At 67.3% G+C, this 24,616-nt stretch carries 23 protein-coding genes and 3 tRNA genes; 17 read left to right on the forward strand and 9 right to left on the reverse strand.

The window, feature by feature from the left end:
* The first annotated feature begins 11 nt into the window (after positions 1–11).
* The 10 genes from TA3x_RS21930 to TA3x_RS21975 all read left to right on the forward strand — a co-directional run bounded on the left by TA3x_RS21930 (position 12) and on the right by TA3x_RS21975 (position 8,191).
* On the forward strand, positions 12–467 hold the full coding sequence (locus TA3x_RS21930; RefSeq protein ID WP_435016808.1) for a DUF2203 domain-containing protein: 456 nt from the start codon (positions 12–14) through the stop codon (positions 465–467).
* Between the two features lie 164 nt (positions 468–631).
* Entirely contained in the window at positions 632–1,312 is a 681-nt protein-coding gene (gene cmk / locus TA3x_RS21935) for a (d)CMP kinase (RefSeq protein WP_435016809.1), read from the forward strand.
* Entirely contained in the window at positions 1,309–2,070 is a 762-nt protein-coding gene (locus tag TA3x_RS21940; protein ID WP_435016810.1) for a lysophospholipid acyltransferase family protein, read from the forward strand. Before cmk ends, TA3x_RS21940 begins: the two co-directional genes overlap by 4 nt.
* Before the next feature lie 134 nt (positions 2,071–2,204).
* On the forward strand, positions 2,205–2,597 hold the full coding sequence (locus TA3x_RS21945; RefSeq protein ID WP_435016811.1) for a hypothetical protein: 393 nt from the start codon (positions 2,205–2,207) through the stop codon (positions 2,595–2,597).
* A 20-nt stretch (positions 2,598–2,617) separates the two neighbouring features.
* Positions 2,618–3,457 carry an SDR family NAD(P)-dependent oxidoreductase gene (locus TA3x_RS21950; protein WP_435016812.1) on the forward strand — a complete coding sequence of 280 codons (840 nt, stop codon included), beginning with the start codon at positions 2,618–2,620 and terminating at the stop codon, positions 3,455–3,457.
* A gap of 48 nt (positions 3,458–3,505) precedes the next feature.
* A tRNA-Val gene (locus TA3x_RS21955) sits at positions 3,506–3,579 on the forward strand.
* Positions 3,580–3,665: 86 nt separating this feature from the next.
* A complete protein-coding gene (gene modB, locus TA3x_RS21960; protein ID WP_435016813.1) occupies positions 3,666–4,340 on the forward strand; it encodes a molybdate ABC transporter permease subunit in 675 nt (224 codons plus the stop codon).
* On the forward strand, positions 4,337–5,434 hold the full coding sequence (locus TA3x_RS21965) for an ATP-binding cassette domain-containing protein (RefSeq protein ID WP_435016814.1): 1,098 nt from the start codon (positions 4,337–4,339) through the stop codon (positions 5,432–5,434). The genes modB and TA3x_RS21965 overlap by 4 nt, the downstream gene beginning before the upstream one ends.
* 290 nt (positions 5,435–5,724) lie before the next feature.
* Entirely contained in the window at positions 5,725–6,384 is a 660-nt protein-coding gene (locus tag TA3x_RS21970) for a bifunctional 4-hydroxy-2-oxoglutarate aldolase/2-dehydro-3-deoxy-phosphogluconate aldolase (protein WP_435016815.1), read from the forward strand.
* Between the two features lie 211 nt (positions 6,385–6,595).
* Positions 6,596–8,191 (forward strand): hypothetical protein, encoded by a 1,596-nt coding sequence (locus tag TA3x_RS21975; protein ID WP_435016816.1) that lies wholly within the window; start codon positions 6,596–6,598, stop codon positions 8,189–8,191.
* 12 nt (positions 8,192–8,203) lie between these two features.
* Here the strand turns inward: TA3x_RS21975 and TA3x_RS21980 are convergent, their stop codons facing one another.
* The 6 genes from TA3x_RS21980 to TA3x_RS22005 form a co-directional block, all read right to left on the reverse strand.
* On the reverse strand, positions 8,204–8,863 hold the full coding sequence (locus TA3x_RS21980) for a hypothetical protein (protein WP_435016817.1): 660 nt from the start codon (positions 8,861–8,863) through the stop codon (positions 8,204–8,206).
* A gap of 15 nt (positions 8,864–8,878) precedes the next feature.
* Complete coding sequence (pyrE, locus tag TA3x_RS21985) at positions 8,879–9,451, reverse strand: orotate phosphoribosyltransferase (RefSeq protein WP_435016818.1); 573 nt, start codon at positions 9,449–9,451, stop codon at positions 8,879–8,881.
* Between the two features lie 116 nt (positions 9,452–9,567).
* Complete coding sequence (locus TA3x_RS21990; RefSeq protein WP_435016819.1) at positions 9,568–11,964, reverse strand: protein kinase domain-containing protein; 2,397 nt, start codon at positions 11,962–11,964, stop codon at positions 9,568–9,570.
* 15 nt (positions 11,965–11,979) lie between these two features.
* Positions 11,980–12,558, reverse strand: coding sequence for an RNA polymerase sigma factor (locus TA3x_RS21995; protein WP_435016820.1), 579 nt, complete (start codon positions 12,556–12,558; stop codon positions 11,980–11,982).
* A 322-nt stretch (positions 12,559–12,880) separates the two neighbouring features.
* Positions 12,881–13,135, reverse strand: a complete 255-nt coding sequence (locus TA3x_RS22000; protein WP_435016821.1) for a hypothetical protein — start codon at positions 13,133–13,135, stop codon at positions 12,881–12,883.
* Positions 13,136–13,228: 93 nt separating this feature from the next.
* Entirely contained in the window at positions 13,229–13,828 is a 600-nt protein-coding gene (locus tag TA3x_RS22005; RefSeq protein WP_435016822.1) for a hypothetical protein, read from the reverse strand.
* A gap of 526 nt (positions 13,829–14,354) precedes the next feature.
* Here TA3x_RS22005 and TA3x_RS22010 point away from each other — a divergent pair.
* Positions 14,355–14,618 carry a hypothetical protein gene (locus TA3x_RS22010; RefSeq protein WP_435016823.1) on the forward strand — a complete coding sequence of 88 codons (264 nt, stop codon included), beginning with the start codon at positions 14,355–14,357 and terminating at the stop codon, positions 14,616–14,618.
* An 89-nt stretch (positions 14,619–14,707) separates the two neighbouring features.
* On the opposite strand, the gene TA3x_RS22015 is transcribed toward TA3x_RS22010, so the two are convergent.
* Positions 14,708–17,134, reverse strand: coding sequence for a hypothetical protein (locus TA3x_RS22015; protein ID WP_435016824.1), 2,427 nt, complete (start codon positions 17,132–17,134; stop codon positions 14,708–14,710).
* Positions 17,135–17,568: 434 nt separating this feature from the next.
* Here TA3x_RS22015 and TA3x_RS22020 point away from each other — a divergent pair.
* A tRNA-Arg gene (locus TA3x_RS22020) sits at positions 17,569–17,642 on the forward strand.
* Positions 17,643–18,344: 702 nt separating this feature from the next.
* Here the strand turns inward: TA3x_RS22020 and TA3x_RS22025 are convergent.
* Positions 18,345–18,417 (reverse strand) — tRNA-Phe (locus TA3x_RS22025).
* A 294-nt stretch (positions 18,418–18,711) separates the two neighbouring features.
* Between TA3x_RS22025 and TA3x_RS22030 the strand changes: the two genes are divergently transcribed.
* Positions 18,712–19,569 carry a hypothetical protein gene (locus TA3x_RS22030; protein ID WP_435016825.1) on the forward strand — a complete coding sequence of 286 codons (858 nt, stop codon included), beginning with the start codon at positions 18,712–18,714 and terminating at the stop codon, positions 19,567–19,569.
* 16 nt (positions 19,570–19,585) lie between these two features.
* Here the strand turns inward: TA3x_RS22030 and TA3x_RS22035 are convergent, their stop codons facing one another.
* On the reverse strand, positions 19,586–20,443 hold the full coding sequence (locus TA3x_RS22035) for a hypothetical protein (protein ID WP_435016826.1): 858 nt from the start codon (positions 20,441–20,443) through the stop codon (positions 19,586–19,588).
* A gap of 242 nt (positions 20,444–20,685) precedes the next feature.
* On the opposite strand from TA3x_RS22035, the gene TA3x_RS22040 reads away from it, so the two are divergent.
* The 4 genes from TA3x_RS22040 (at position 20,686) to TA3x_RS22055 (ending at position 24,607) form a co-directional block, all read left to right on the forward strand.
* Positions 20,686–21,537, forward strand: coding sequence for a 2-phosphosulfolactate phosphatase (locus TA3x_RS22040; RefSeq protein WP_435016827.1), 852 nt, complete (start codon positions 20,686–20,688; stop codon positions 21,535–21,537).
* Between the two features lie 147 nt (positions 21,538–21,684).
* Positions 21,685–23,202, forward strand: a complete 1,518-nt coding sequence (locus tag TA3x_RS22045; protein WP_435016828.1) for a glycine--tRNA ligase — start codon at positions 21,685–21,687, stop codon at positions 23,200–23,202.
* A gap of 14 nt (positions 23,203–23,216) precedes the next feature.
* Positions 23,217–24,059 carry a sugar phosphate isomerase/epimerase family protein gene (locus TA3x_RS22050; protein WP_435016829.1) on the forward strand — a complete coding sequence of 281 codons (843 nt, stop codon included), beginning with the start codon at positions 23,217–23,219 and terminating at the stop codon, positions 24,057–24,059.
* 14 nt (positions 24,060–24,073) lie between these two features.
* Positions 24,074–24,607: a hypothetical protein gene (locus TA3x_RS22055; protein WP_435016830.1), complete on the forward strand. Its 534-nt coding sequence runs from the start codon at positions 24,074–24,076 to the stop codon at positions 24,605–24,607.
* The last annotated feature ends 9 nt before the right edge of the window (positions 24,608–24,616 follow it).

A 24,616-nucleotide genomic window follows, 5' to 3' on the forward strand; every position in this document is an offset into this window, starting at 1 on the left:
GGATCACCGCCATGGCGTCCAGCAACCCGGTCGAGGGAAAGCGCAAGTTTTTCAGCGTTGAGGACGCGAACAAGGCGCTGCCCCTGGTCAAGGTGATCGTCGATGACATCGTCCGGCAGTTCGCGGTCGTCAATGAACTGAAGGCCCGGCTCGCTTCGATCCAGGTCGGGCGTCGCCCTTCTTCCAATGACCTGTACTCCGAGGAGTCCGCCCAGAGCCAGTCGCTCCTGGAGGCCGAGGAAGCGACCCTGATCTCCTACATCGAGGAGCTGACCAAGCTGGGCGTCGAGCTGAAGGGGCCGGATGGCCTGTGCGACTTCCCGAGCCTCCGCGACGGCCGCGAGGTCTACCTGTGCTGGCGGCTGGGCGAGCCCCAGGTGGCCTACTGGCACGAATTGAACGCCGGTGTGGCCGGGCGGATGCCCCTGGAACGCCTCTCCGCGAAGTCCGGATCGGGCATCGTCTGAGGGTTGCCCGCCCCCCTGCCCCGCCGCCCGGTGGCCGCGTCTGATCTGCCGTCCGGGCACCGGGTTCGTTTTGTTGCGGGCCGCGCGTTGGACCGGGGCGATTCCTCTCGCTAAACTCGGGGGGCGTCGCGGCGGCTTCGTGGGGTTTGTGGGACGGGACGAGCATGCGGGTAGTGACGATCGATGGCCCGGCCGGGGCGGGCAAGAGCACGGTCGCCCGCCGTTTGGCCGAGCGGCTCGGCTGGTGCCTGCTGGACACCGGGGCCATGTACCGCACGGTCGCGCTGGCCGCCCTCCAGTCCTCCGTCCCGCTCCAGGACGACGCCGCGATGGGGCGGTTGGCCAGCGGCCTGGATGCCCGGTTCCTGCCCGGGCGGGTCTTCCTCCAGGGAGAGGACGTGACCCTGGAGATCCGGCGGATCGAGATCACCCGCTCGACGAAATACGCGGCCGATAGCCCGAGCGTCCGCAAGCAATTGGTCTCCTGGCAGCGCGAGTTCGCCCGGACCCAGGGCCCGATCGTCACCGAGGGCCGCGACCAGGGGACGATCGTCTTCCCCAACGCCTTGCGAAAATTCTTCCTGACGGCCACCGACGAGGAGCGGGCCCGCCGGCGGCACGCGGAACTCGTCGCCAAGGGGGAGACGATCGCCGTCGAGGACGTCCTCCGCGACGTCCGCGAGCGCGATGCCCAGGACCGGGCCCGCGCCATCGCCCCGATGGTCCCGGCCGACGATGCGTTGATCGTCGATAGCACCGGGCTCGAACTCGATCAGGTGGTCGACCTCCTGGAACGGGAGATCCCTCGCACGCCCGACCACTCGCCAGGATCGTCATCCTCATGAATGCCGCAGTCCCGACCGAATCGGCCCCGTCGCCGCCCCGCCCGGCCGGCCGCCGGGCCGCCCCCGCCCCCGCCGCCGACCGCTCCCGCGCGTCCGTGCTCTGGTATCGCATGGTCCAGTGGTTCTTCAGCACCCTCCTCGCGGCGACCTATAGCCTCCGCGCCACGGGCCGGGAAAACCTGCCGGAATCCGGGGCGGTGATGCTGGTCTCCAACCATCTGAGCCATCTCGACGTGCTGGTCCTGGGGATCCTGCTCCGGCGTCCCTTGAACTATGTGGCCCGATCGACCCTGTTCTTCCCCCCGCTGGGCCTTTTCATCCGATCCCTGGGAGCGTTCCCGATCCAGCGCGACGGGATCGGGGCCCAGGGCCTGAAGGAGACATTGAAGCGGCTCAAGAGCGGCGGGATCGTCACCCTGTTCCCGGAAGGGACCCGGACCGAGGACGGCGATCTGGGCGAGATGAAGGCGGGGATCGCCCTGCTCGCGACCCGTGCCAAGGTCGCCATCGTGCCGGCGGCCGTCGCCGGGACCTTCGAGGCCTGGCCCAAGACCCGGTTCTTCCCGGTCCCGCATCCCCTCCGGGTCCATTTCGGGGACCTGATCCCGGCCGAACAAGTCGTCTCGATGAGCGGGGATGACCTCAATGCCTTGATCCGGACGCGGGTCCTGGAGTGCCAGAGGATCGCCCGACGGGGGATCGCCCGCGACCTGGATCTCCCGGAAACTGCGGTTGGCGACCCGGACGACTTGGTGTAAGTTCCGCCGGACCCACGATCGACACCTCGGCCGCACACCCGCCCCTTGCCACGAAGCTGCGTGAGCCGCCCCGCCCGACCGGCCGTCAAGGACGGCCCCGGGCGCAGGACGACCGCGGCCTGAGGAGGATCGACGTGTATCGCGCCCACCCCCATCGCAAAGCGCTCTGGATCATCCTGGCGGGCTGGGCCGGGATCTCGGGCTGCACCCATAATTATTATTACACCAATCCGAACTGCGTCTCCGGCGAGACGGTCACCACCCAGGTGGGCTCGGTGTGCGACGTGCCCTCGGGGCAGGTCATCGCGGGGTCTTCGACGCCGAGCACGGTCGTCGCCCAGCCGCCGGCCCGCCGCGTGGCCTCCTCCCCGCCCGGATCGTCCCGCGTGGTCATCAGCCAGCCCGGCACGTCCGCCCAGACGGGACGCGCGGGGAACAGGCTCGCCGGATGGCGGCGTCCGGACCCGGATTCGATGGCGGTGACTCGCGTCGAGGGCGCCCTGGACGCCGGGTCCGTCAACCGCTGAGATTTGAGGTGAGGAACGGGATGGGAGTCTCGCGCCGTCGGACGTTTCGGGGGGCCCGCTGCCTGGTCACGGGGGCCTCATCCGGCCTGGGCCGCGCCCTGGCCGAACACCTGGCGCACTCCGGCGCCCGCGTCCTGCTGACCGGCCGATCGACCGAGCGCCTGGAGGCGATCGTCGCGTCCCTGGTCGCCTCGGGCATCCCGGCCGACTCCGTCCCGACGGTCGCCGCCGACCTGACCGAAGCGTCGGGACGCGACCGGGTGATCGCGAAGGCGGGGGAATGCTTCGGGGCGCTCGACCTGGCCATCAATGGGGCCGGGGTGGGGGCGACCGGCCATTTCGACACCCACGACCCGTCGGTCTTCCGCACGGTCTTCGAAATCAACGTCTTCGCACTGGTCGAGATGACCCGGGCCATGCTGCCTCTGCTGAGGCGCGGCGAGTCGCCCTCCCTGGTGAACATCGGCTCGATCGTGGCGCGGCGGGGCCTGCCCGGCCGGTCCGAGTACACCGCGAGCAAGTTCGCCGTCGCCGGCTTCACCGAGGCGATCCGGGCCGAGTGGGTCAAATTCGGGATCGACGTGATGCTCCTGAATCCGGGATTCACCGCGACCGAGTTCGAGCAGAATCTGGTGGTGGACACCGCGAAGGTCTCGGTCACCCACAAGCGGGTGATGACCGCCGACCAGGTCGCACGCTCGACCCTCCGGGCCGTCCTCCGCAGGCGTAAGGAACTGACCCTGACGGCCGAGGGCCGGATGCTCCTCCTGGTCAATCGCCTCGCCCCCCGGATCGTCGATGCGGGGCTCGCCCGGTTCACCCGCCGGGTCTTCGGAGTTTCGGTATCCGCCCCGGATTGATTGCACCGGCCGGGCCTCCCGGCTTACAATCCATCCCCGAGGCCGTTCGGGCGATTAGCTCAGTTGGTTAGAGCGCCTGCTTTACACGCAGGATGTCGGGGGTTCGAGTCCCTCATCGCCCATGCTTCCCCCCGGCCACGATGAATGATGCGGGCGGCCCCTCCGGCGGGAGCGCCGAGGCCGGGCCGACGAGGAGCGGGGAACGGCGATGAGTCCCGCCGAGTTGGGTCCGTTCTGGCTCTCGCTCCGGGTCGCGGGGCTGGCGACCCTCCTAATCGTCGGCCTGGGGCTGCCGATCGCCTATGGGCTGGCGCGGTCGCGATTCCCCGGCAAATCCCTGGTGGCCGGGGTGGTGGTGCTGCCGCTGGTGCTGCCCCCCACGGTGCTCGGGTATCTGCTGCTCCAGGTGTTCGGGCGGCGGACCGGGTTCGGGATGTGGCTGGAATCGACCTGGGGAATCTCGATCGTGTTCCACTGGTCGGGGGCCGTCCTGGCCTCGGCGATCGCGGCGTTCCCGATGTTCCTGATCCCGGCGCGGGGTGCCCTGGAAGGGGTGGACCCGGCGTTGGAGGACGCCGCCCGGCTGCTCGGCCGGGGCGAGACGTCGGTCTTCCTGGCGGTGACCATCCCCCTGGCGTGGCGGGGGCTGGTCGCGGGGGCGGCGCTGGCGTTCGCCCGGGCCCTGGGGGATTTCGGGGCGAGCCTGATGGTGGCGGGAGACCTGCCGGGGCGGACGACCACGGCCTCGATGGCGATCTATGACGCCGTCTACTCCGGGAACCCGGCCCGCGCCGGCCGGATGACGGCGCTGGTGGCCGGGGTGTCGATCCTGGCCCTGATGGTGGCCCAGAAAGCCGTCCCGGTCCGGGGCTCGGGGCGGTGAGCGTCGTCGGTGAGGTCCGGCTGTCCCGGCAGATCCACCCCGGATTGCGGATCGACGTCGATTTCGCCCTGACCGGAGGGCCGACCATCCTGTTCGGCGCCTCGGGCGCGGGGAAGACGTCGCTGCTGCGGCTGATCGCCGGCCTGGATCGGCCCGACCGGGGGCTCGTGAGGCTCGATGATCGGGTGTTGCTCGACACGGACCGGGGGATCCGACTGCCGCTGAGGCGACGGCGGATCGGCATGGTTTTCCAGGATGACCTGCTCTTCCCTCACCTCGACGTGGCGAGGAATGTCGGCTTCGGGCTGACGCATCTGCCCAGGGCCGTCGCCGCACGCCGGGTGGCGGAAGTCGCCGAACTCTGCGGGATCGATGGCTTGCTCGGGCGGCATCCCCGATCCCTTTCCGGAGGGGAGCGGCAGCGGGTGGGGCTGGCGCGGGCGTTGGCCCCCCGACCTCGGTTGCTGCTCTGCGACGAACCCGTTTCCGCCCTGGACCTCTCGGCGCGATTCGCCCTGGTGGGCCGACTCCGGGCGATCCAGGAGAGGGAGTCCCTGCCCATCCTGACCGTCACCCACGGCGTCGACGAGGCCCTGGCGTTCGGCGACCGACTCCTGAGGATGGACCGGGGGCGGATCGTCGCCGATGGCCCGCCCGTGGAGATCCTCTCGACGACGGCCCCCGACGCAACACCCGTCCCCTGGGAAGGAGTTCGCAACGTTTTCCTGACGACCGTGGAGTCTCACCGGCCCGACGAGGCCGCCACGCTGATCCGATTGAAGGACGGGACCCCCCTGACGATCTCATCGCTCAAGGCACCCGTGGGAACGTCCCTGACCATCGGGATCGGCGCCGATGAGATCCTCCTGGCACGCGAACGCCCCGAGGGGTTGAGTGCGCGGAACATCCTCCCCGGAAGGGTGCTGAAGGTCATCGACCAGGGCCCGGACGCGGAGGTCCTGGTGATCGTCGGAGGATTGGTGTGGGTCGTCGGCGTGGTCCGCGGGACCGTGGCGACGTTGGGATTGAGGGTGGACGAAGAGGTCTGGATGATCGTGAAGGCGAGGAGTTGCCGGGTCCTGGGGGCGGGATGATCGAGGGAGACCGTTCGTCACCTTCTTCCCGATCCTCTCCCTTGACCGGATCGGCGATGAACTCCAAGATCCATGCTCCTTGCACCGCCTGAATGGCCTGCCGCCCGACAACATCGACGCGACGATCCGGGGGAGCCTGCGGGCCTCCTCGGAGAAACCCCCGAACCGATCGCGTCGGGATCGGCCCGGGACGATGGGCGGCAGGGTCCGGGCCTCGGCCGGGCATCCGGGGATCCGACCGAGCCCGGGGCCGTCGTCGCGCGCACCCCTTCCGCACGAGAGAGAGATCGATGGGACGAGACGCTACGCTGAGACGGATCCTCGACTGCGGGATCATCGCCGTCGTCCGGGCCGAGTCGCCCGACCAACTGGTCCGGGTCGTCCGGGCCCTGGCCGACGGCGGGGTGACGGCGGCCGAGATCACCTTCACGGTCCCCGACGCCCTCGACGTGATCCGACAGGTCCATCGCGAACTGGGCGACTCGGTCGTCCTGGGGGCCGGGACCGTGCTCGACCCCGAGACGGCCCGCGCGGCGATGCTGGCCGGGGCCGAGTTCATCGTCGGGCCGAGCACCAACCGCGACGTGATCACCCTCTGCCGTCGCTACGACAAGGCGGTCATGCCCGGCGCCTTCACGCCCACCGAGGTCGTGGCGGCCTGGGAGGCCGGGGCCGACGTGGTGAAGATCTTCCCGTCCGACCTCGGAGGACCCGCCTATCTCAAGGCGCTCCGGGGGCCGCTGCCCCAGGTCCGGATGATGCCAACCGGCGGCGTGGACCTCGACACCGCCGAGGCCTTCCTCAAGGCCGGAGCCTGCTGCCTCGGGGCGGGGAGTTCGCTGGTCGAGCCCAAGGCCGTCGCGGCGGGTGACTTCGGGCGGATCACCGAGATGGCCGCCCGCTTCTCCGGGCTGGTCAAACGGTTCCGCGAAGGCCAGGCCAAGGGCTGATCGGCCGGCCTCCGATCAGCGGGCGGGGCCGGAATCGCGACGACTCCTCGCTTCGCAACAACCGCAATGACCCTTCCAATCCGCACGATCGCACGGTTCGGTTCAAGAGGCTCGATCGCGAGCGTCGATACACCTCACACGAGGTCCTCGATGCGCCTCGTGACGCTCGGGCGTGGCGTGCGATCGGCGAGGGTTCTGGAAGGGGTGGGGCGTGAAGTGGCGGGCGGTGATCGGCCAAAGACTGGGACGCTTCAGCCTGGGCATCGCCTTGGGCCTTGGCTCCCTGTCCGCGCCGATCGTCCAGACCGAAGCCGCCACGCCGGCCCCGGCGAATCCGCCGACGACCTATCACAAGTACCGGGCCTTCCGCATCCCCTTCAACATCGAGCCCGCCGACCGGGCCCGTTACCAGGAGGTCCTCCTCTACGTCTCCAGCAACGGGGGCGAGCGGTGGGAGCCGAAGGCCAAGACGCGGCCCGATCAGCCGGCGTTCTCGTTCCAGGCGCCCCGCGACGGCGAATACCTGTTCGCCGTGCGGACGCGGGACACCAAGGGGCGGCTGATCCCCGGCGATGACGCCACCATCGAGCCGAGCCTCCGGGTGGTGATCGACACCGTCCCGCCCGCGGTCAGCCTCCGGCCCGGCAAGCGGCGGGGGAGCTTCGCGGTGGTCCAGTGGGAGATCGTCGAGGAGAATCTCGACCCGAAAACGATCCTGATCGAGTATCAGACCGAAGGGGCGAGGAACTGGTCGAAGGTGCCGTTGAAGCCCGCGCGGATCGGCTCGGCGGAGTGGGACCCGGGGACCGCCGAGCCGCTCAAGGTCCGGGCCTCGGCGTCCGACCTGGCCGGCAACTCCAAGACCATCACGATCGACCTGCCCGAGGGGGCGGCGACCCGCCCGGCCTCGAATCCGGCCGAATCGCCGGATGACATGGCCCCGCCGCCCATCGGCACGTTCACCGCCCGGGAAGTCGAGCGGGACGAGCTGCCCGAGATGCCCGCCGTCAACGCGGGCGGATCGGGCGCCCGGGCCCGCCCCGGACCGGCCCCGGCCGGGGTTGGCGACGGCTTCGACCCCTTCACCGCATCGGAGTCGGCCGAGCCCGCGCCGCCCTCGGGCGGGCCCGGGCCCCCCCTGCTGGTGGCGAGCCCGAAATTCTCGCTCCAGTACGCGGTCGATGATGCCGGGCCGAGCGGCCGTCCGGCCGTCGTGGAGCTGTGGATCACGCAGGACGGGGGCCAGACCTGGTTCCGCAAGGGGGAGGATCCTGACCGGGTCTCTCCATTCCCGGTCGACCTCGGCGGAGAAGGGTCGTTCGGCCTGAAGCTGGTGGCCCGGTCGGCGTCGTTCCTGGGAGACCTGCCCCCCTCCCCGGGCGAACTCCCCCAGTCGATGGTCGAGGTGGACAGCACCCCCCCGGTGGTCAAGCTCGACCCGATCAAGGTGGGATCCGAGGCGAATGCGGGCAAGATCGCCATCGTCTGGCATGCCAGCGACCCCCACCTCGGCGGGCGTCCGGTCGCGATCTCGGTCCGCCGGGCCGACGTACCCAACGACGCCTGGCAGCCGATCGCCCCCGCGATGGAGAACACCGGCCAGTTCATCTGGACGGTGCCGCCCAACTTCCCGAACCGGTTCCATGTCCGGGTCGATGTCATCGACACCCTGGGCAACCGGGGCTTCGCGGACACCACGGAAACCGGCCCGATCCTGGTCGACCGGACCCGCCCTCGCGGGCGGATCATCGGGCTCGACCCCGCCCATCGGCCCGGCGGCGGCCCGTCGGCCCACCCGATCCGCTGAGCATCGGCCGGCTCAACCCGCGGCAGCCTCGTAGACCCGGTGCGAGCCGATCTTGTGGCTCACTCGCGCCGCCCCGGCGTGGAGCAGGCAATACGCCACGCGCTGGGCGAAGGCGATCGGCCGATCGAGTCGATCGGAGAGGTCGCGCGTGGTGAAGGGCGAGGCGGCCACGCCGTCCGGCAGGAGGTCCCAGAGGTCCCGGGCCTCGCGAAGTCGGGCCGTGGCCCGGACTTCCCTGAGGCTCCGATCGACCACGGCGAAGCCCGGGCGTTTGCGGCGGGCGACCCGGATCTCGTCGATGTCCACGGCGAGCAGATCAACTTCGAGGTTGGCGTGCGGGAAGATCCGCACCAACCCGATCAGGTCATCGAAGGCGTCGAGGAGGGTCCCCCGCCAGGGGGATCGACGCCCGGGAGGGCCCGTCGCCCCGGACCGATCGCGCCAGATGAGCCGACGCCGGACCACCACCGGCTTGATCACCCGGACCCGGCTGGTGGGGAGCAATCGCTCCAGCTTGGGGCGGAGCGGGCCGAGCGCCCCGGTCTGCACCTCGATCAGCAATCCGTCGGGCGTGACGGCATCGATGCGATAGCCGGACACGGCCACCTCGACCCGGCCGCCGATGTCGGGGCCATAACGCCCCTTGAGTTGCCGATGCAGGGTGCATTCCATGGCGATCCGGCCCGGTCAGGCGGGGGGCAACGGCTCGACGCCCAGGTCGCGGATCGTCACCAGCGAGCGGAAGTCCAGCCCCTTCGCGGCGAAGGCGGCCGCGGCCCCCTCCAAACGGTCGAGGACGACGATCACCCGCACGACGCGGCACCCCATCGCCTCGACGGCGGCGACGGCCTGGAGCGAGGACCCGCCGGTGGTCGCCACGTCGTCGACGATCACCACGTCCAGGCCCGTCGCGATCGGGCCTTCGACCAGCTTCCCCGTCCCGTGCCCCTTGCTCTCCTTGCGGACCAGGAAGCCGCGCAGGTCGGGCCGGCCACCGAGCCCCGCGACGGCGAGGGTCGCCCCCACGATCGGGTCGGCGCCCATGGTCAGCCCGCCGATGGCCGCGACCCCGGGCAGGTCGGACATGGCATCGAGGACCCCGGCCCCGACCAGCGCCGCCCCCTCCGCCGAGAGCGTGACGGTCCGGCCGTCCACGTAATAATGCGAGGTCCGCCCGCTGGCCAGGGTGAACGTGCCCGTGCGCAGGGCATCCCGCTTCAACTGGGCGATGAGCCCATCCCGATCCCATCCCATCGCCATGACGTTTCGCCCTTCCCGGCCCTCGACTCGCGGTCCATTCGACCGCAGTACCGTATCAAACCGAGGCTGGGCGGGCGAGTGGACCTGCCGGAAACCCGCATCCCCCCGCGTTCCCCTCAGAGGATTGTCTTCGACGAACTCGATTGGAGCATTTGGAGATGCAGACGCTGCTGGCGGGGTCGGGGGTCGGGATGACGCCGCTCCGCTTCGAAGAACTCTCCCATGGCGATCTTGATCTGGCGGTTCATCTCGGCGGGTTCCCCCCCGACCAGCGCCAGGCGGGCGCGGCCCGAGGCCACCAGGCCCCGGAAATAGTAGATCCAGAAATCCTTCGGCGCCTTCATCCGGGTGCGCATCGAGGCGGACCAGGGGACATCGATGAGGGGGATGATCTCTTCGATCCGATCGTAGAGCCGGGCCAGTCGGGCCGACGTCTCCTCGGAGATCTCCGAACGGTCGACTTCGGCCAGCAGGTCGAGGACGCGCAACGCGTAGGACTGGTAGGCCGCGAGGATCATCTGGATCGATGGATCGATCTTCTGGGTCCGCACCAACCCGATGCCACGGCCCAGGATTTCCACCGACTCCTGGAGGTGGCCCAACTTCAACTCGACGTCGGATAACGCGAAGAAGGCCTGGACGAGCGGTTCCTTGGTCTTGCAGGCCGCCGTCAGGACCTCGTGCGCCTCCGGCTCGCGCCCTTCGTCCTGATAGATCAATCCCAGTTGGGTCAGCAGGAACGAGGAGTTCGGCTCGACTTTCAGCCGCTCGCGGATCTCGGCCTCGGCGCCGGCCGTCCGCCTTAATTCGGAGTAGAGACGCCTGGCTTCGTCGTCGTTGACGTTGCCCCCCTGGCGTTCGAGCGTGAGCCCGAGATAGAGCTTGGCCCGGGCCGAACTCGGATGGGCCCGATGGTAGGCGGAGAAGACCTCTCGGGCTTCCTTCAGCCGATTGGCATCCATGGCCACGATGGCGGCGCGGAACTTCCGCTCGTCCAGGGACTGGCAGACCATCGCCCACGCGATCATCAGGGCGATGGCCAGGACGATGGACCCGGCCACCCGCACATGGCGGCGATTCCGCCACGCGAAGTTGGCCGACAACTCCATCCGGGAGGTGTTGGGGGCGTGTTTCAGCGGGCGACGATCGAGGAACAGGCGGAGGTCCTCGGCGAACTCGGCGGCCGAGGCGTACCGCCTCGATACGTCCGGCTCCAGGCTGCGCGACAGGATCGAATCCAACGCCGGCGGGATGCCCGGATCGATCTTGCGAACGGGCTCCATCGGGGTGCTGCGGCGATCCCAAAGATCCTGGATGGAACGGGTCAGGGGGAGCCCGGGCTTGGGCATCTCGGGCATGACACCGGTCAGGATCTCCCGGAGCACCAGCCCCAGGGAATACACATCCGCGGGACGGCCCACGGCGTCCCACCCCCGCGGGTCGACGAAGGCGTGGAGCTGCTCCGGCGACATGTAGGGGAGGGTCCCGCCCCTCTGCGCGGCGGCGGCCTCCGCCGGGGCCCACGGCTCGTCGGCCAGGTTGAAGTCGAAGAGTTTCGGCCCTTCCTCATAGGTCAGCAGGATGTTGGCGGGCTTGACGTCACGGTGGAGGATCTCCTCCTCGTGGGCGTGGATCAGGGCGTTGGCCAGGCAGAGGCCGATCCAGGCGATTGCCTGGTGGAATGTCCCGTCGATGGGGAAGTCATCCCAACCCGTGGGCGACCCGCCGGCACGGGGCGGCTTCGGCTCCGGAGCGTCCAGCAGCTTCCAGAAGTCGCGGGCCGTCTTCGGACGCCCCTGTTCGCGGATGGCGCCGATCGTCTTGTCGAGCGTGATCCCGGGGCTGTAGAACATGCTGAATCCCCGGAGCCCGCTCTCGTTCGTCTCGATCCGCGAGAGGACCGAGACGATGTTGGGATGCCTGAGGTGGGAGAGGATCGAGGCCTCCCGCCCGTCCGCCTCGGAAATCTTGAGCACGACCTGGCGATCATCGAGGTCGTTCTCGGTGGCGAGGTAGACCCGTGCCGATCCCCCCGTGCCCAGGACCCGGCGGAGCGTATAACGCGAGAACCGCTCGCCGGCCTTGGGGAACTGGGTGATCTTCCGGGGCTGGTTGGCCGTCTGGCTCAACTGGCGGTGGAAACCGATCTGCGAATAGAGGGAATCGCGCCAACGGGCATAGTTTTCGCAGAATGCGGATGCGTCGAGGATCTCGCCATTCTCCTCGCGCAGGCAATATTCCTCATAGACCAGGCTGACGACCCGATCCTTGTGGTCGATCAGTTCGGGGAAACGTTCGAGATAGGATGAGGCGGGGACGATCTCCCCGCGATCGAATCGATTCCGGATATCGACCTTGATCAATTCCGAGAGGACGGTGATCGGGCAATCCGCGCCGCGCCTGCCCCAGAACTCCTCGACCGAAGGTTCCTCGGTCGCCCAACGTTCTTCGAAGAGATCGATGAGGCGGTCGCCTTGCGAGGGGCCGCCTCTCCCGTGGAAGAAGGTTTGCATGGCCTTCCCCCGGGTTTAAAGGCGCCAGCTGTCGGAGACCTTCTTCAGCAATCGTTCCACCGTCCGGACCGACCAACCGACCTCGCGTGCCACCTCGGGCTTCGAATAGCCCTGGAGCCTCAGCTCCAGCACGGCGCGAGCGGGGCCGGATTGCTTTTCCAGCAGCTGCTGCTCCTCCTCGCTGGCGACGGCGATCTGGCTCGGCGTGGGCGAGTCGTCGGCGGGTTCCCATTGCGTCCGGCCGTCGTCCGTGACGAACGAGCGGTCGCGATCGATATTCCGCCGCTGGGCGTGCTGGTGCCGGTGGTGATCGATGACCTTCTGCTGCGCCGCGTGGAGCACGAACTTGCGTAGCTCGTTGACCGAGGCGAAGTCGAAGTCGCCGAACCGGGTGGCCAGGCTGTTCATCACATCATTGGCGATGTCCGTCGAGTCCAGATGCTTCCGCATCTGGCGGCTCATCCGGCGTCGGATGACCCGCAGGATCTTGGGATAGCATTCTTCGAAGAGCTCGCTCCAGGCATCCTGATCGCCATCGCGCGCCCTGGCGATCAGGTCTCCCGAGTCGATGAGAAGTGTCGGCGAATTCTCCATCCGAATTCCTCCCTTGATGTGAAGGGAGGGGAGAGGGAGCGACTTGCCGAGACTTGCCCGATCCTGGGCGCCGTGCGCCGCCGCCTGCTTCTCCCCTCGCGGCGCCAATTGTAGCCCGCGTCGGAGGAACGATGCAGCGCACTCTCCCCGGAATCGGGGCTGCGGACACGCGTGTCAGAATATCCGTCGATTTTGGCCGGGACGTGATTAAAAAAAACAACGTTGGAGCATGCGACATGCAATCTTGCATGCCGTCGTGCGTATCTAATGGCCTATTCCATCCTCATCTGTCCGATCCATCCGCCGGGGTCGCGAACCCGGGTCAGCCGGTGGGCAGGATCCAATCGACATTCGTCATGATCGAGTCGTCCGCGTCGTCCGCCTGCTGTTCTTCCAGGCTCGGGGGGATGAAGGTGATCGAATCCGAGATGAGCATATCCCCGCCGGGGATGCCGAGGTCTTCCGGCGAGACCTCGTCGGCGTAATCGACCCCCGACGGGACCGGTGCGACGTCGGACGGGGTGATGCGGAGGCCGAGGTGATCGAAGCTCGGGACGAAGCGGCTGCGGCGGTTCATGTCGCTCTCTTTTCGGGTGAGGATGGCCGTGCGAAGTCGAGGCGACGCCGGATCGACGCCGGGATGGGCCTCGACGCATGGGTATTTGATGGATCAGTTCAGGCTGAAGGCCAATGCCGAGATCGGCGGGGTCGGCATCGGATCTGAAGCGTCCGGGATCGGATAAGAGGGGTCCGGCAGCAGGATGCGGGCGGCCTGCCGGTACAGGGGGCACGACCGGTGCTGGTTCTCTGCGGCGGCCCGGAAGCGGCTGGAGAGGTCCACGCGGCCGGCGCGATGGGCGAGGATGTATCGCGTCAGGGGTGAGATGCTCGCCTGTTCGGAGGCGAGGAGCTGGTCGAGGGTGGTCCCCCGGAGCATCTTCTGCTCGGCGATGCGGACTTCCTGGCGGAGTTCCTGACGCAACTGGCCGACGATCCGCTTGACCGCCTTGAGGTAGCGGCGGACCGACCCTTCCTGTGCCAGTTCCGCCCAGGGATCATGGGCATCGGCCACCTGGGGCTGGGCCGCGATGAACAGTTCCGGATCGACCGGGATGGAGCCGCCGGTCCCCACCGTCGAGATCATCCGCGCGGCCGCCACTTCCCATGCACCCGGGGTGATCCCGATCGAGTTCCAGCGGGGGTAACGCCTCCGATAAGCCTGCTGGATCCGTTCGGCTAGCTGCTCGATGGCATCCTGAGTCGGGATCACGTCAACCTCGGAACCAGAACTCGGACACGGAGTCGAGGCGACCAAGGACCATCTTGGACGTCCACCTCCGATTCATCCGAACCTAGGACCGTAAACGACACGCGATCGCGACAATCTTTTTTGAGATCTTTTAGGATTTCGGGGCGGGGGCTCGACCGATCGACGAGCCGACAAGGTTTATGTTTAAATTGGCGATTGGCGGCCTTAGTTCCTCCGGAACCCGAACTTCATATTTGGCTGAGGTGAAATCGCCGGTGTTTGGCGTATTCAGGCGATTCTCCCGGGTTGGCGCGAAGGGTGAGCCCGGGCGAAATGAATGATTTGATCATGGACACCTCCTCCGACGCGCGTTAGTATGGCTAGCCTGCTTCGGAACAGATGGATCGGATTGGACCTCAGCCAGCCAGTCGAACCGGCCCATCCCTTCGGTTCGATCAACCCTCGCGAAAGGCGACCGTCCCACCCCCTCGGCCCGAGGTCCGATCCACCCCCGTGTTGATGACATCTATACTCATGGATCGTCGGAATGGACACCTACTCGCGGCAGTCGGACTGGCAATCGATCAAGCTTGACCTCGCGTCCCGCGTGAGGGAAATTCGCGAGGAACTGTTCGGGGAGCATGGCGGACCGATGCTCGCGCTCGAGGTCGGCGTGCCGTTCCGGACCTGGATGAATTATGAGGATGGATGCACCATCCCGGCGCAGGCCATCCTCCGGTTCCTCGAAGTGACCAACGCAGAGCCGCACTGGTTGCTGACGGGAGAAGGCAAGAAATACCGGCCCCGCTGATCTGACGCCGATCACCTCGCCCGGCGGGCGAGGTGGGGCGCTGCGAATCCCCGCGTCGCCCCTTTGCGGCGGGATGGGGACCGACTTGATCAGGCACGACCCCATCGGCATTTGGGGCGGAGAACCTTGCGCGAGGCGGTCCGGGCCTGCTCGACTCCTTCCTTCGACCGCCGCGCCCGCTTGCGGATCTCGACCCTGGTCCGGTACGCAGCCAGGATCGTGCCGATCAGCAGGGCCGGCGATGCGAGAGAGGCCGAATCGATGCGACTGGCCATCTCGGCCTCCGGGCTGCCGGTCCCGATCGCGATGGCCCCCTCGGGCACGTCCGGGTCGATCGCGGGGGGCAGCTCGTCGATCAAGTGATCCTCGACCCAGCCCGCAACCCGAGTGAACCATCCCAGATCGATGTTCATGTCCAGCTTCGCGAGATCCGGCATCGCACCGGATGCTTCCCCCGGAGCATCCTCCTTCGGGGCGACCGTCGGGCCGTTCCTCCTGGCCGGGGCGGGCCGCCCCCAGATCAACCCCGGTGACTCGCCGACCACATTCGAGTCGGCGATCAGGCTCTCCGCGACCTCTTGCAGCAGGCCGTGCGGTAGGGTCGGATGGTTCGATGCGAGCGAGACGGAACCGGCACCCGGCGCAGGCCCGACCACATTGATGATATCGAAGGTCGTCTCCGGATAGCCGGCCGGGACGCCGCCGATCAGGATCGTGGCCCCTGCGTTCTCCCCGGGCGAGACGTGAGCCATCGGAGATGACAGGGGGGACGCCTGGTCCGACCCGGCCGGCGAGGTCACGACCATCGTCGCGTCCACGATGCCGGGGTGGGGCCCGTAGTCGGCGAGGTCGCCCGCGAGCGGTTCGACGATGGGGGCGTTCCCCTTGGTGCCGCGATCGGGCGAGAGCCCCGGGCCGCCACGCTCCCCGGCCGGGGAGCGAGGGGTCGCCACGCCCCCCGACCCCGAAGCCGGCGAAATCACCTTCGGCCCGGACGGCGGCCCCTGACCCACGCCGCTGTCCAGCAGGTTGGACGCCGGGTTCGACTTGAAGACCAGCGAAACGCCGAAGGCCGCGGCGACAGGCTCATCGGCATCGATGGTCAACGTATAGGTCCCCGCCTTCAGGATGTAGTTCCAGTGGATCTCGCCGGGGCCTGAGCCCTCGGAGGCGAACGTGAGGATGCTCGGCATCGGGCGGCCGTCGGCGTCGAGGATCGAAAACCTGGCGGACATCCTCTCGCCGATCGCCACGAGGGAGACCGTACCATCGGCCAACAGCGTGAAAGTGCGCGATGAGGCCATCCCATCGGCCAGGCTCACCACCCCGCCCACCTTCGAGCCGGGGGCGGACCAAAGGGTCCCGAGGTCGCTGGCCGACGGCGCGGCCTGGGACACGACGTCGATCGACCCGAGGACTCCAGCGGCCAGGCCCGGGCGGCTCGGCGTCCGCCCGGAGAGGTCCGCCAGCATCGAATCGGACCCTAACTTGATCTGATACGACCCGACCGGGAGCGCGGCCCCCAGGACGAAGGTCAACGTGGTGTGGTCGGTGCTGACGCTCGCGAGGGAGATCGGCCAGGATTGGCCCTGCCCATCGACCAGGCTCAAGACCCGAGACGGATCGATGAGCAGGGAGTTGAGATCGATCGGGCCGGAGAAGTCGATCGCCAGCCCGGTCAACTCCGACGTGTTGGGGTTGGCCTTCATTCCGCGAATGCCGACCACGGTGGTCCTGGAAGCCGAGGGGGCGGCGGACAGCTGGAGCCGATAGGAACCGTCCGTGCTCTTGCCCATCAGCCGGCCGGCGACGGCGATGAAATACTCCCCTCCGGCGAGGCTGAGGGTCAATGAAGGGTCCAGGGGGGAGTCGATCTTCCCACGCTCGATGTTCACGACCTCCTTCCCCTGGGCATCGTAGAGGATCGCGACCGCATCGAGCGAATTCCCGTCACGCTGCGCCGCGACGTCGATCGAGAGATTCCATTCCCGCCCCTTGGGGATCGAGAACTTGTACAGATCGGTCGCGCCCGGGCTGGTGATCAGGTCCAGGCGGCCCCGATGCTCGACTTTCGTGCCGGTGACGGTCCCCAGGTTGAGGGCCCGCCCGAAGTCGAGTCGATCGGATTCGACGCGGAACGAGCCGAGGATCTGATCTTCGCCCGTGGTCGCCCTGATCCCATCCACGCCCGCCAGTTCGCTCTGGCCGGAAAGCTTGATCTGATATTGGCCCGTGGGAAGGGCCGTGTTCAGGATGAAGCTGACCCGGCGGTTGGACGCGTCGGAATCATCGAGGAAGGCCGTCTCGACGCTGATCGTGCGGGCCGACCCGTCGGGATCCGCCGACCGATCCAGGGAGAAATCCCCCGAGAGGATCGTGAACGGGTCGATCTCCCGGTCGAACGTGATCGTCACCGACGAGATGCTCCGCGACGTCGTCGAACCGGAGGGAGGGTTGGTCTCCAGGACGTCCAAGGTCTCGACGACGGCGGTCTGGTCGAAGCCGAAGCTCGCCATCGACTCGGGCTGGTCCTCCCCGAATCCCGCACCGACCAGGACGGTTGAGTTATCTTCGATGAACCCATCCGGCTCCGAGAGCCCCAGATTGGACAGGACAAAGCGAACCTCGAGTCCATCAAAACGGGGTCGGTATCGATTGATCGTTCGGTTGGTCGTCCTGGAGCGACGTCGATTGCTCGTCATGGCAGTAGACCAGTCTGGAAGCGAGGAAGGGTCGCGACTTGCATCGTGACTTGAACAATCTCTCCATCTGGTTGAACACTAGGCCCCTTTTCGACAATCGGAGACGCGATGATCCCTAATCGCAACGCTGCCGAGACCGAAGCCGGATTTTTCGAATTTTCGAGCGGCCTGAAGATTCTTGCCGAACTGGGCTTCCTCTCACCGTGTCCTTTCCTGTAGAATCCGACCCGTCAAAGCCAGTCAGCAACGCACCCGTAGCTCAATTGGATAGAGCATCGGTCTACGGAACCGAAGGTTTCAGGTTCGAATCCTGACGGGTGTATTTCGCAGTATTAACCAAATTTGTGCATTTGAGAACATCCCGGCATTTTGTCGGGATGTTCTCGTTTCCAGGCAGGATCAGCTTTGTGGCCCAGCCTATGGGCTCGATCGACGCCAACGCGGGCGGGCACGATCTCGGAAGCGGGAAGATCTCAGATGAGCAGGCCGCCTTCCCCGACGGCTGCTCTGGACAATCGAGTTGAAGATCACGCCGGAGAGTGGAGGATCTCGACGGCGCAGAGAAGCGAACTGGCCAAGCAGTAGGACCGTGGCCCACAAGAGAAGGTTGCGGCCCAGGCCGATGGTCCCGACGCGCCGACTTTCGTGATTCCTGGCCGAGGGAAGGATAGGCTCGCCCGGCCAATCCACTCCTTGAAGAGCGCGTTGGTCAACGCTGCCCAGTTGCACGTGAGGCGGTCGACACCCGCCGCGAGAATCCGGCCGGATGAGACGTGGCGAGAGAATGCGACCTTGTTCGCACCATGCCGACGATCACTCGCGATGGTCGCGGTAGATTCAAGGAATCATGCCTTCCCGTCTCAAGAAGGGATCGGGATGCGAGGGCTTCGTCGCCCTGACCGGCAGCGTCGTACACCATAACGGGATGGTGCTACGGCCGATAGTCAATTCCTACGAGATGAAGTCGGGTGGACGCAAAGCCGCCGAACCAGATCTCACACCGAAAGATGGAATTGACTGATAATGGGCAGAGGGAGGGTCGAACTCCCGACACCAGGATTTTCAGTCCTGTGCTCTACCAACTGAGCTATCTGCCCCGAACGTTGAGAGGGGAGTATAACGTCGATGACCTCCCCGAGTCAAGAGAGTCTTTCGGCCATTCGGCAGGCTCCGGGCATCATTGCCCGGGCCTCACGATCATCGGACGCCTGCGGTCCTCGCGAGGTTCGTGGAGAAATCCGGCGCGTGCGGGGGCTATTCCGGCATCGCGCGGTCCGGTACGATTGCCCCTTCTCGACCGCCAAGCCTCGACGGGCCGCTCCGCCCGCGGAGGATCATTTCCGGCCCGTGGCGAGGCCTGGTCACGTCCCTGGACTGAGGAGTGCATCGCGATGGCTTCGGACCTGAAATCAACCTTGGACGACGTGGGCGGAAACTCGCCGCAGCGTGCCCGAGGGGTTCGGATCTTCACCTATCCCAAGATCATCTTCATCTTCCCCAGCCTGATCATGGCCCTGATCTGCGGCGTCGGGATGTGGATGATCGACGGCCAGTTGAAGCGGGATGCGACGCGTGCCGCCGCCCATCAGGCCGGGGAGCCTGCGGGGGCGAACACAGCGCCGGGCGTCGATATCCCGTCCGATGGGGCGCTCCCGATGCAGCTCCGTTCGAACCCGGAACGATTCAAGCAGCCGGAGAACATGCTCGGCTTCCTGTTCCTGGGCGTCCTGTTCCTGAATCTCATGATCATGGCGGTGGATTTCCCCAGGTTCACGATCTTCGCCGTCGTGCTCCTGATCACCACGATCACGTTCTTCCTGCTCTGGCTGGGGATGTTCGTCAACTTCCTCGACCCGCTGGTCCGGCTGATCGAGGTCTTCTACGTCCGCGCCAACGCCCAGTTCTACCTGATCTTCGCGGCGGTCCTGGCCCTGATGTATGGGGCGATCTTCGCCACCCGGTGGCTGGACTACTGGGAGATCATGCCGAACGAAATCCTCCACCACCACGGGCCGCTCAGCGACCTGGAGCGGTTCCCGACGACGAACCTGAAGTTCGACAAGGAGATCCCGGACATCTTCGAGCACATCATGTTCGGCGCCGGGCGGCTGGTGCTCAACCTCCCGAGCGAGCGGCGGTCGATCATCCTCGACACGGTCCTCCACGTCTCGCGCAAGGAGGAGGCGCTCAAGGCCCTGATGAGCCGGCTGGAAGTGCGGGTCACGACCGACCAGGAAGTCGCCGGCTGACCGGCCGGCTCCCCGTTCACGCGCCTCGCCCGGCATTCCTGGCGGGCGAGGCGCGATGCGGCTTGGTCGGGGACGATGGGGTCGAGACCGAGGCGCGGGGCGAGATCGGCAGGGTTTCCCCCGTCTCTCCCCGGCGCAACTCCTCGAGGATCGCCCCGTTCATCAGCTCTTCGACGTCGACCAGTCGGCGGGCGACGTAGGCTCCATCGAGGACGCGATGGTCGTAGATGATCTTCGCCGTCACCTTGCCCCAATCATCGATCGGGCCGAAGGTGAAGGTCGTGGTCAGGGGCGAGAGCGGGTGGACCTGCTCGACGCCCTGGCTGCCCAGGGTGGTCACCCCGAACGTGCCGAACCGCTTGGCGCGGGCCCGGCCCGAGATGTTCAGGCTGACCGACCAGAGGAAGCGGCGCACCGGGGTCGGGTAGCGGCTGATCCGCACCATGCGGCGGAAGAAGCCGATCTCCTCGAGCGGTAGGTTTTTGAATTCGACCAGCGATCGCTGGAGTTCGCCGATCGTCTGGCCTTCCGGGGCGCGGAACATGCCGAAGAAGACCCCATCTTCCCCCTCGAACGTCCGCTCGATGGCCAACGAGCAGTTGGTCTGAGGGTGTTCGTAGATCCGGGGATAGGGGAATTCCAGGAGGGCACGCCGGAGCGGCGGATGCTCCATCGCGACCCGGGCATAGGCCTTCATGAACAAGACCGACCACGACGGCCGGGCCGGGTGGGCCCGACGGGCGGCGAACAACGCCGAGACATCCATGACCCGACTGAGCGGGATCGACGGAACCCGACCGGCGAAGTGCAGCAAGTCGATGATCAGCCGACGTGGCACCGAGAGCGGGAATACGACTCCCTTCGGCTCGCGCATCCTTGCACCTCATCGAGTCGAAATCCGTTTCCCCCAATCCCACACGGCGCGCGGGTCCGGACAATTGGCGTCGGTCAGCGTTGGGGGCGAGCGGTAACCTACCGGAAATCCCCGCGATGGGGAAGGCGAAGTTTCCCGCGTGATCCGAAGGCGTTGGGGACTCCCCAACGGTCGCCCGCCATGCCATAATCTTCGCAGTCAGGGACGGAGCGAACTCGGTCTCGCCTTGGATTCCCACGCCGATGTTGCAACGACCCCCGGTCTTCGTCCACCTGCTCCCCGCCCTGATCCCGCCCGGATCTCTGGAAGGCGGGGTGGCCGTGGTCATCGACGTGCTCCGCGCCACCACCGTGATGCTCCACGCCCTGGCGGCCGGCTGCGACGCGATCCTCCCGTGCGGCGAGGTCGAGGAGGCCCGCAAGCTCGCCGCGACCTTCCCGGAAGGCGGCGCCCTGCTGGCCGGGGAACGCCACGGCGAGCCGATCGAGGGGTTCCAACTCGGGAACTCGCCGGGGCAGTTCACCCCTTCCTTATGTTCCGGCAAGACGATCGTGATGACGACGACCAACGGGACGCGGGCCATCCTGGCCAGCCTGGCCGCCGAACGCGTCCTGGTGGCCGGCTTCGTCAACTGGAAGGCGACCGCCAATCTCCTCAAGGCGGACGGCCGGCCGATCCACCTCATCTGCGCCGGGACCGACGGCCAGGTCAGCCTGGAAGACACGATGCTGGCCGGGGCTTTGGCCGATGACCTGGACTCCTGGGCCTGGGATGCGGCCGGCGACGAGTCCAACGTCCTGAAGCTCGGCGACACGCCGGTCGATACGATCCTGGCCAACGACTCCGCCGAGATCGCCGCGGCCCTCTGGCACGAGACCAGCGCCCTGCAGGGGGAGGGCTATCCCCTCGCCGACTCGCTCTCCGACGGGCGGGGCGGCCGGAGGAACCTGGAACTGGGCAATGACGTCGACATCGAGGACGCGGCCCGGGTCGACCAGTTCCCGTTCGCGGCCGAACTGCTCCGCGACCCACTGCGGATCGTCCCCGCCAGCGATTCCGCCGGTCCTCGTCTCAGGCTCTTCGGCGCCTCCTGAAGCCGGACGGCTTCGTTTCCGCTCCCATGAAGCCCTGGCCGGGACGGCCGAGTGAATTCGTTTCCCCGGCGTCCGGCCGGTCGAGAAGTTTTGATGTTCGGGGTGGGCCCTGCCAAGGTCATGCCCCTCGGGAAAGGTGATGACGCGATGGACATGGAAAAGCTGGTCTCCCTCTGCAAGCGCCGGGGGTTCATCTTCCCGTCGAGCGAAATCTACGGCGGCCTGAACGGCTTCTGGGATTACGGCCCGCTCGGGGTCGAGTTGAAGCGGAACATCAAGGACGCCTGGTGGCGCGACAACATCACGCTCCGCGACGACATGGTCGGGCTGGATTGCTCGATCATCATGAACCCGAAGGTCTGGGAGGCGTCCGGCCACGTCGGCGGCTTCAGCGACCCGATGGCGGATTGCAAGAAGTGCAATGGCCGCTTCCGTGCCGACCAGCTCCTCTACATCCGAATCGATGCGACCACGGATGACGGGCAGCCATCCCGGACTCCGGTCTACTTCTTCGGATTGGGGGGGGTGACCGAGGTCTACGAGCAGAACGCCAAGCGGATCGACAAGTTGAAGGGTTCGGCCAAGCCCGGCGAGACCATCCATCAGACCGAAGGGGTCTTCGCCGGCGCGGATCGTGCGACCCAGGAACTGTTCGAATGCCCGACCTGCAAGACGGTCGGATCGCTGACCGAACCCCGCAACTTCAACCTGATGTTCGAGTCCCACGCCGGGGCACTCGCCACGGAGGCGAACAAGGTCTACCTCCGCCCCGAGACGGCGCAAGGGATCTTCGCCAACTTCAAGAACGTGGTCGACACCGCCCGGGTCAGGATCCCGTTCGGCATCGGCCAGGTGGGCAAGAGCTTCCGCAACGAGATCAACCCCCGCAACTTCACGTTCCGGTCGCGCGAGTTCGAGCAGATGGAGATCGAGTTCTTCTGCCACCCGGACACGGCGGCCGAGTGGTACGCCTACTGGCGGAAGACCCGGTTCCAGTGGTACGTCGATCACGGTTTGCAGAGCGACCGGCTCCGCCTCCGCGATCACGACCCGGACGAGCTGGCCTTCTACTCGACCGCCACGGCCGACATCGAGTACGAATTCCCGTTCGGCGTGAGCGAGCTGGAAGGGATCGCCCATCGCGGGGCCTATGACCTCGGCCAGCACCAGAAGTTCAGCGGCAAGGACCTGACCTACTTCGACGAGGAGATGAAGGAACGCTACCTGCCGCACGTCATCGAGCCGTCGGCCGGTGCCGACCGCGCCACGCTCGCGTTCCTGTGCGAGGCGTACAAGGAAGATCAGGTCGCCGGCGAGACCCGGACCGTGCTGTCGTTCCACCCCCGGTTCGCCCCGATCAAGGCGGCCGTCTTCCCGCTGGTGAAGCGCGACGGCATGCCCGAGATGGCCGAGAAGATCTACCGCGACCTGAAGCGCCATTTCAACGCCTTCCTCGACGAGAAGGGGGCGATCGGCCGACGCTATCGGCGGCAGGACGAGGCGGGGACCCCGCTGGGCATCACCGTCGACGGCCAGTCGATCACCGACGGGACGGTGACCTTCCGCGACCGCGACACGTGCCGGCAGTGGCGCGTCCCGGCAACCGGGGTCGTCGAGGCGGTCCGCGACTTGCTCGAAGGCGGCACGGTACCCGAAGCGTCCTGAAGGGATCTCCCCCGATGAAGCCATGCATCAGCCAGGCGACCACCATGAGCACGTCCTTCGAGGCCGACCTCGAAGCTTACGCTCAGTGCGGCTGGGCCGCCGTCGAGATCTGGCTGACCAAGCTGGAGACGTACCTCCAGTCCCACACCGTCGAGGAGGCCCGCGGCCTCCTCGACAGGTCGGGCCTGGTCCCGGCCGCCGCCGCCGGCCAGGGCGGCCTCCTGCTCTCGCGCGAGCCCGAGCGGGCGATCCACTGGGACCTGTTCCGCCGCCGGCTCGACCTGCTCCACGCCCTCGGGGTGCCGAGGCTGGTCGTGGCGGTCGACTTCTTCGCGCGTGACCTCGTCCCGGAAGACTACACCCGGTCGGTCGCCTCGATGGTCGAGGCCGCGCATCTGGCCCAGGCGGCGGGGGTGACCCTCGCCTTCGAGTTCCAGAAGAACGCGACGTTCTGCGCCAGCCTGGATACGATGCTGGCCCTGATCGCCCAGAGCGGCGCGACCGGCCTGGGGGTCTGCCTCGACCTCTTCCACTACTACACCGGCCCCAGCAAGTTCGAGGACCTGGCCTACCTGACCCCGGAGAATCTCGCCTGGGTCCAGATCTCGGACCTGAGCGGGACCCCTCGGGAACTGGCCGGGGATTCGGATCGGATCTTCCCTGGCGAGGGGGATTTCCAGATCGAACCCATCCTGGACCACCTGGGCCGGATCGGTTACGACGGATATGTGTCGCTGGAAGTCCTCAATCCCCAGCTCTGGGCCATCCCGGTGGATCGGGTCGCCGATGCCGGCCTCCGCGCAACGGCCCGGACCCTGGGCCGATGGCTGTCCAATGCCCCGGAACCCCAAGTTTAAAGGTAGGCCGAGTCTTGGCCCTCTCCCTCGCGGCCGTACAACCGCCCGCGGCGATGTTCCGCGAAGATCAGCGCTTCGGCTGGTGGCTCTACGCGCTGCTCGCCCTGATGATGGGGATCGAGTGGTCGATGCTGATGGGCCACGGCCAGGCCCTGCTCGGCATCGCCGATGCCAAGACGGCGGCCGGCACCGCCCTGGGGATCGCCGTCGGTCTGGGGATGCCGATCCTCCTGCTGGTCGGCGTCCTGCGGATGACCACCGTGGTGGCCCTGGGCGAGGTCCGGGTCTGGTTCGGCTGGATCCCGACCTACCGCCGGTCGATCCCGATCGCGTCGATCCGGGGCGTCCACGTCGTCCAGTATCGTCCGATGCGCGACTACGGGGGCTGGGGCATCCGCCAGGGGCGCGATGGCGAACGCGTGCTCAATGCGCGCGGGAATCGGGGGGTGCGCCTGATCCTGGAAGATCAGACGCAGATCCTGATCGGCAGCCAGCGCCCCGAGGAACTGGCCCGGGCGATCGAGTCGATTCGCCACCCGGGGCTTTGAGGGTGCCGC

It is taken from the genome of Tundrisphaera macrotermitis, assembly GCF_051175315.1.
In the GTDB taxonomy this organism is placed as follows: domain Bacteria; phylum Planctomycetota; class Planctomycetia; order Isosphaerales; family Isosphaeraceae; genus Tundrisphaera.

Coding starts and splice junctions, on each gene's coding strand:
- TA3x_RS21995 (WP_435016820.1), bottom strand. CDS start 12,558: ATGGAGAATTCGCCGACACTTCTCATCGACTCGGGAGACCTGATCGCC.
- TA3x_RS21950 (WP_435016812.1), top strand. CDS start 2,618: ATGGGAGTCTCGCGCCGTCGGACGTTTCGGGGGGCCCGCTGCCTGGTC.
- TA3x_RS21980 (WP_435016817.1), bottom strand. CDS start 8,863: ATGGAATGCACCCTGCATCGGCAACTCAAGGGGCGTTATGGCCCCGAC.
- TA3x_RS22050 (WP_435016829.1), top strand. CDS start 23,217: ATGAAGCCATGCATCAGCCAGGCGACCACCATGAGCACGTCCTTCGAG.
- TA3x_RS21940 (WP_435016810.1), top strand. CDS start 1,309: ATGAATGCCGCAGTCCCGACCGAATCGGCCCCGTCGCCGCCCCGCCCG.
- TA3x_RS21930 (WP_435016808.1), top strand. CDS start 12: ATGGCGTCCAGCAACCCGGTCGAGGGAAAGCGCAAGTTTTTCAGCGTT.
- TA3x_RS21990 (WP_435016819.1), bottom strand. CDS start 11,964: ATGCAAACCTTCTTCCACGGGAGAGGCGGCCCCTCGCAAGGCGACCGC.
- cmk (WP_435016809.1), top strand. CDS start 632: ATGCGGGTAGTGACGATCGATGGCCCGGCCGGGGCGGGCAAGAGCACG.
- modB (WP_435016813.1), top strand. CDS start 3,666: ATGAGTCCCGCCGAGTTGGGTCCGTTCTGGCTCTCGCTCCGGGTCGCG.
- pyrE (WP_435016818.1), bottom strand. CDS start 9,451: ATGGCGATGGGATGGGATCGGGATGGGCTCATCGCCCAGTTGAAGCGG.
- TA3x_RS21970 (WP_435016815.1), top strand. CDS start 5,725: ATGGGACGAGACGCTACGCTGAGACGGATCCTCGACTGCGGGATCATC.
- TA3x_RS22030 (WP_435016825.1), top strand. CDS start 18,712: ATGGCTTCGGACCTGAAATCAACCTTGGACGACGTGGGCGGAAACTCG.
- TA3x_RS22045 (WP_435016828.1), top strand. CDS start 21,685: ATGGACATGGAAAAGCTGGTCTCCCTCTGCAAGCGCCGGGGGTTCATC.
- TA3x_RS22035 (WP_435016826.1), bottom strand. CDS start 20,443: ATGCGCGAGCCGAAGGGAGTCGTATTCCCGCTCTCGGTGCCACGTCGG.
- TA3x_RS22015 (WP_435016824.1), bottom strand. CDS start 17,134: ATGGCGAGCTTCGGCTTCGACCAGACCGCCGTCGTCGAGACCTTGGAC.
- TA3x_RS22000 (WP_435016821.1), bottom strand. CDS start 13,135: ATGAACCGCCGCAGCCGCTTCGTCCCGAGCTTCGATCACCTCGGCCTC.
- TA3x_RS22040 (WP_435016827.1), top strand. CDS start 20,686: ATGTTGCAACGACCCCCGGTCTTCGTCCACCTGCTCCCCGCCCTGATC.
- TA3x_RS22010 (WP_435016823.1), top strand. CDS start 14,355: ATGGACACCTACTCGCGGCAGTCGGACTGGCAATCGATCAAGCTTGAC.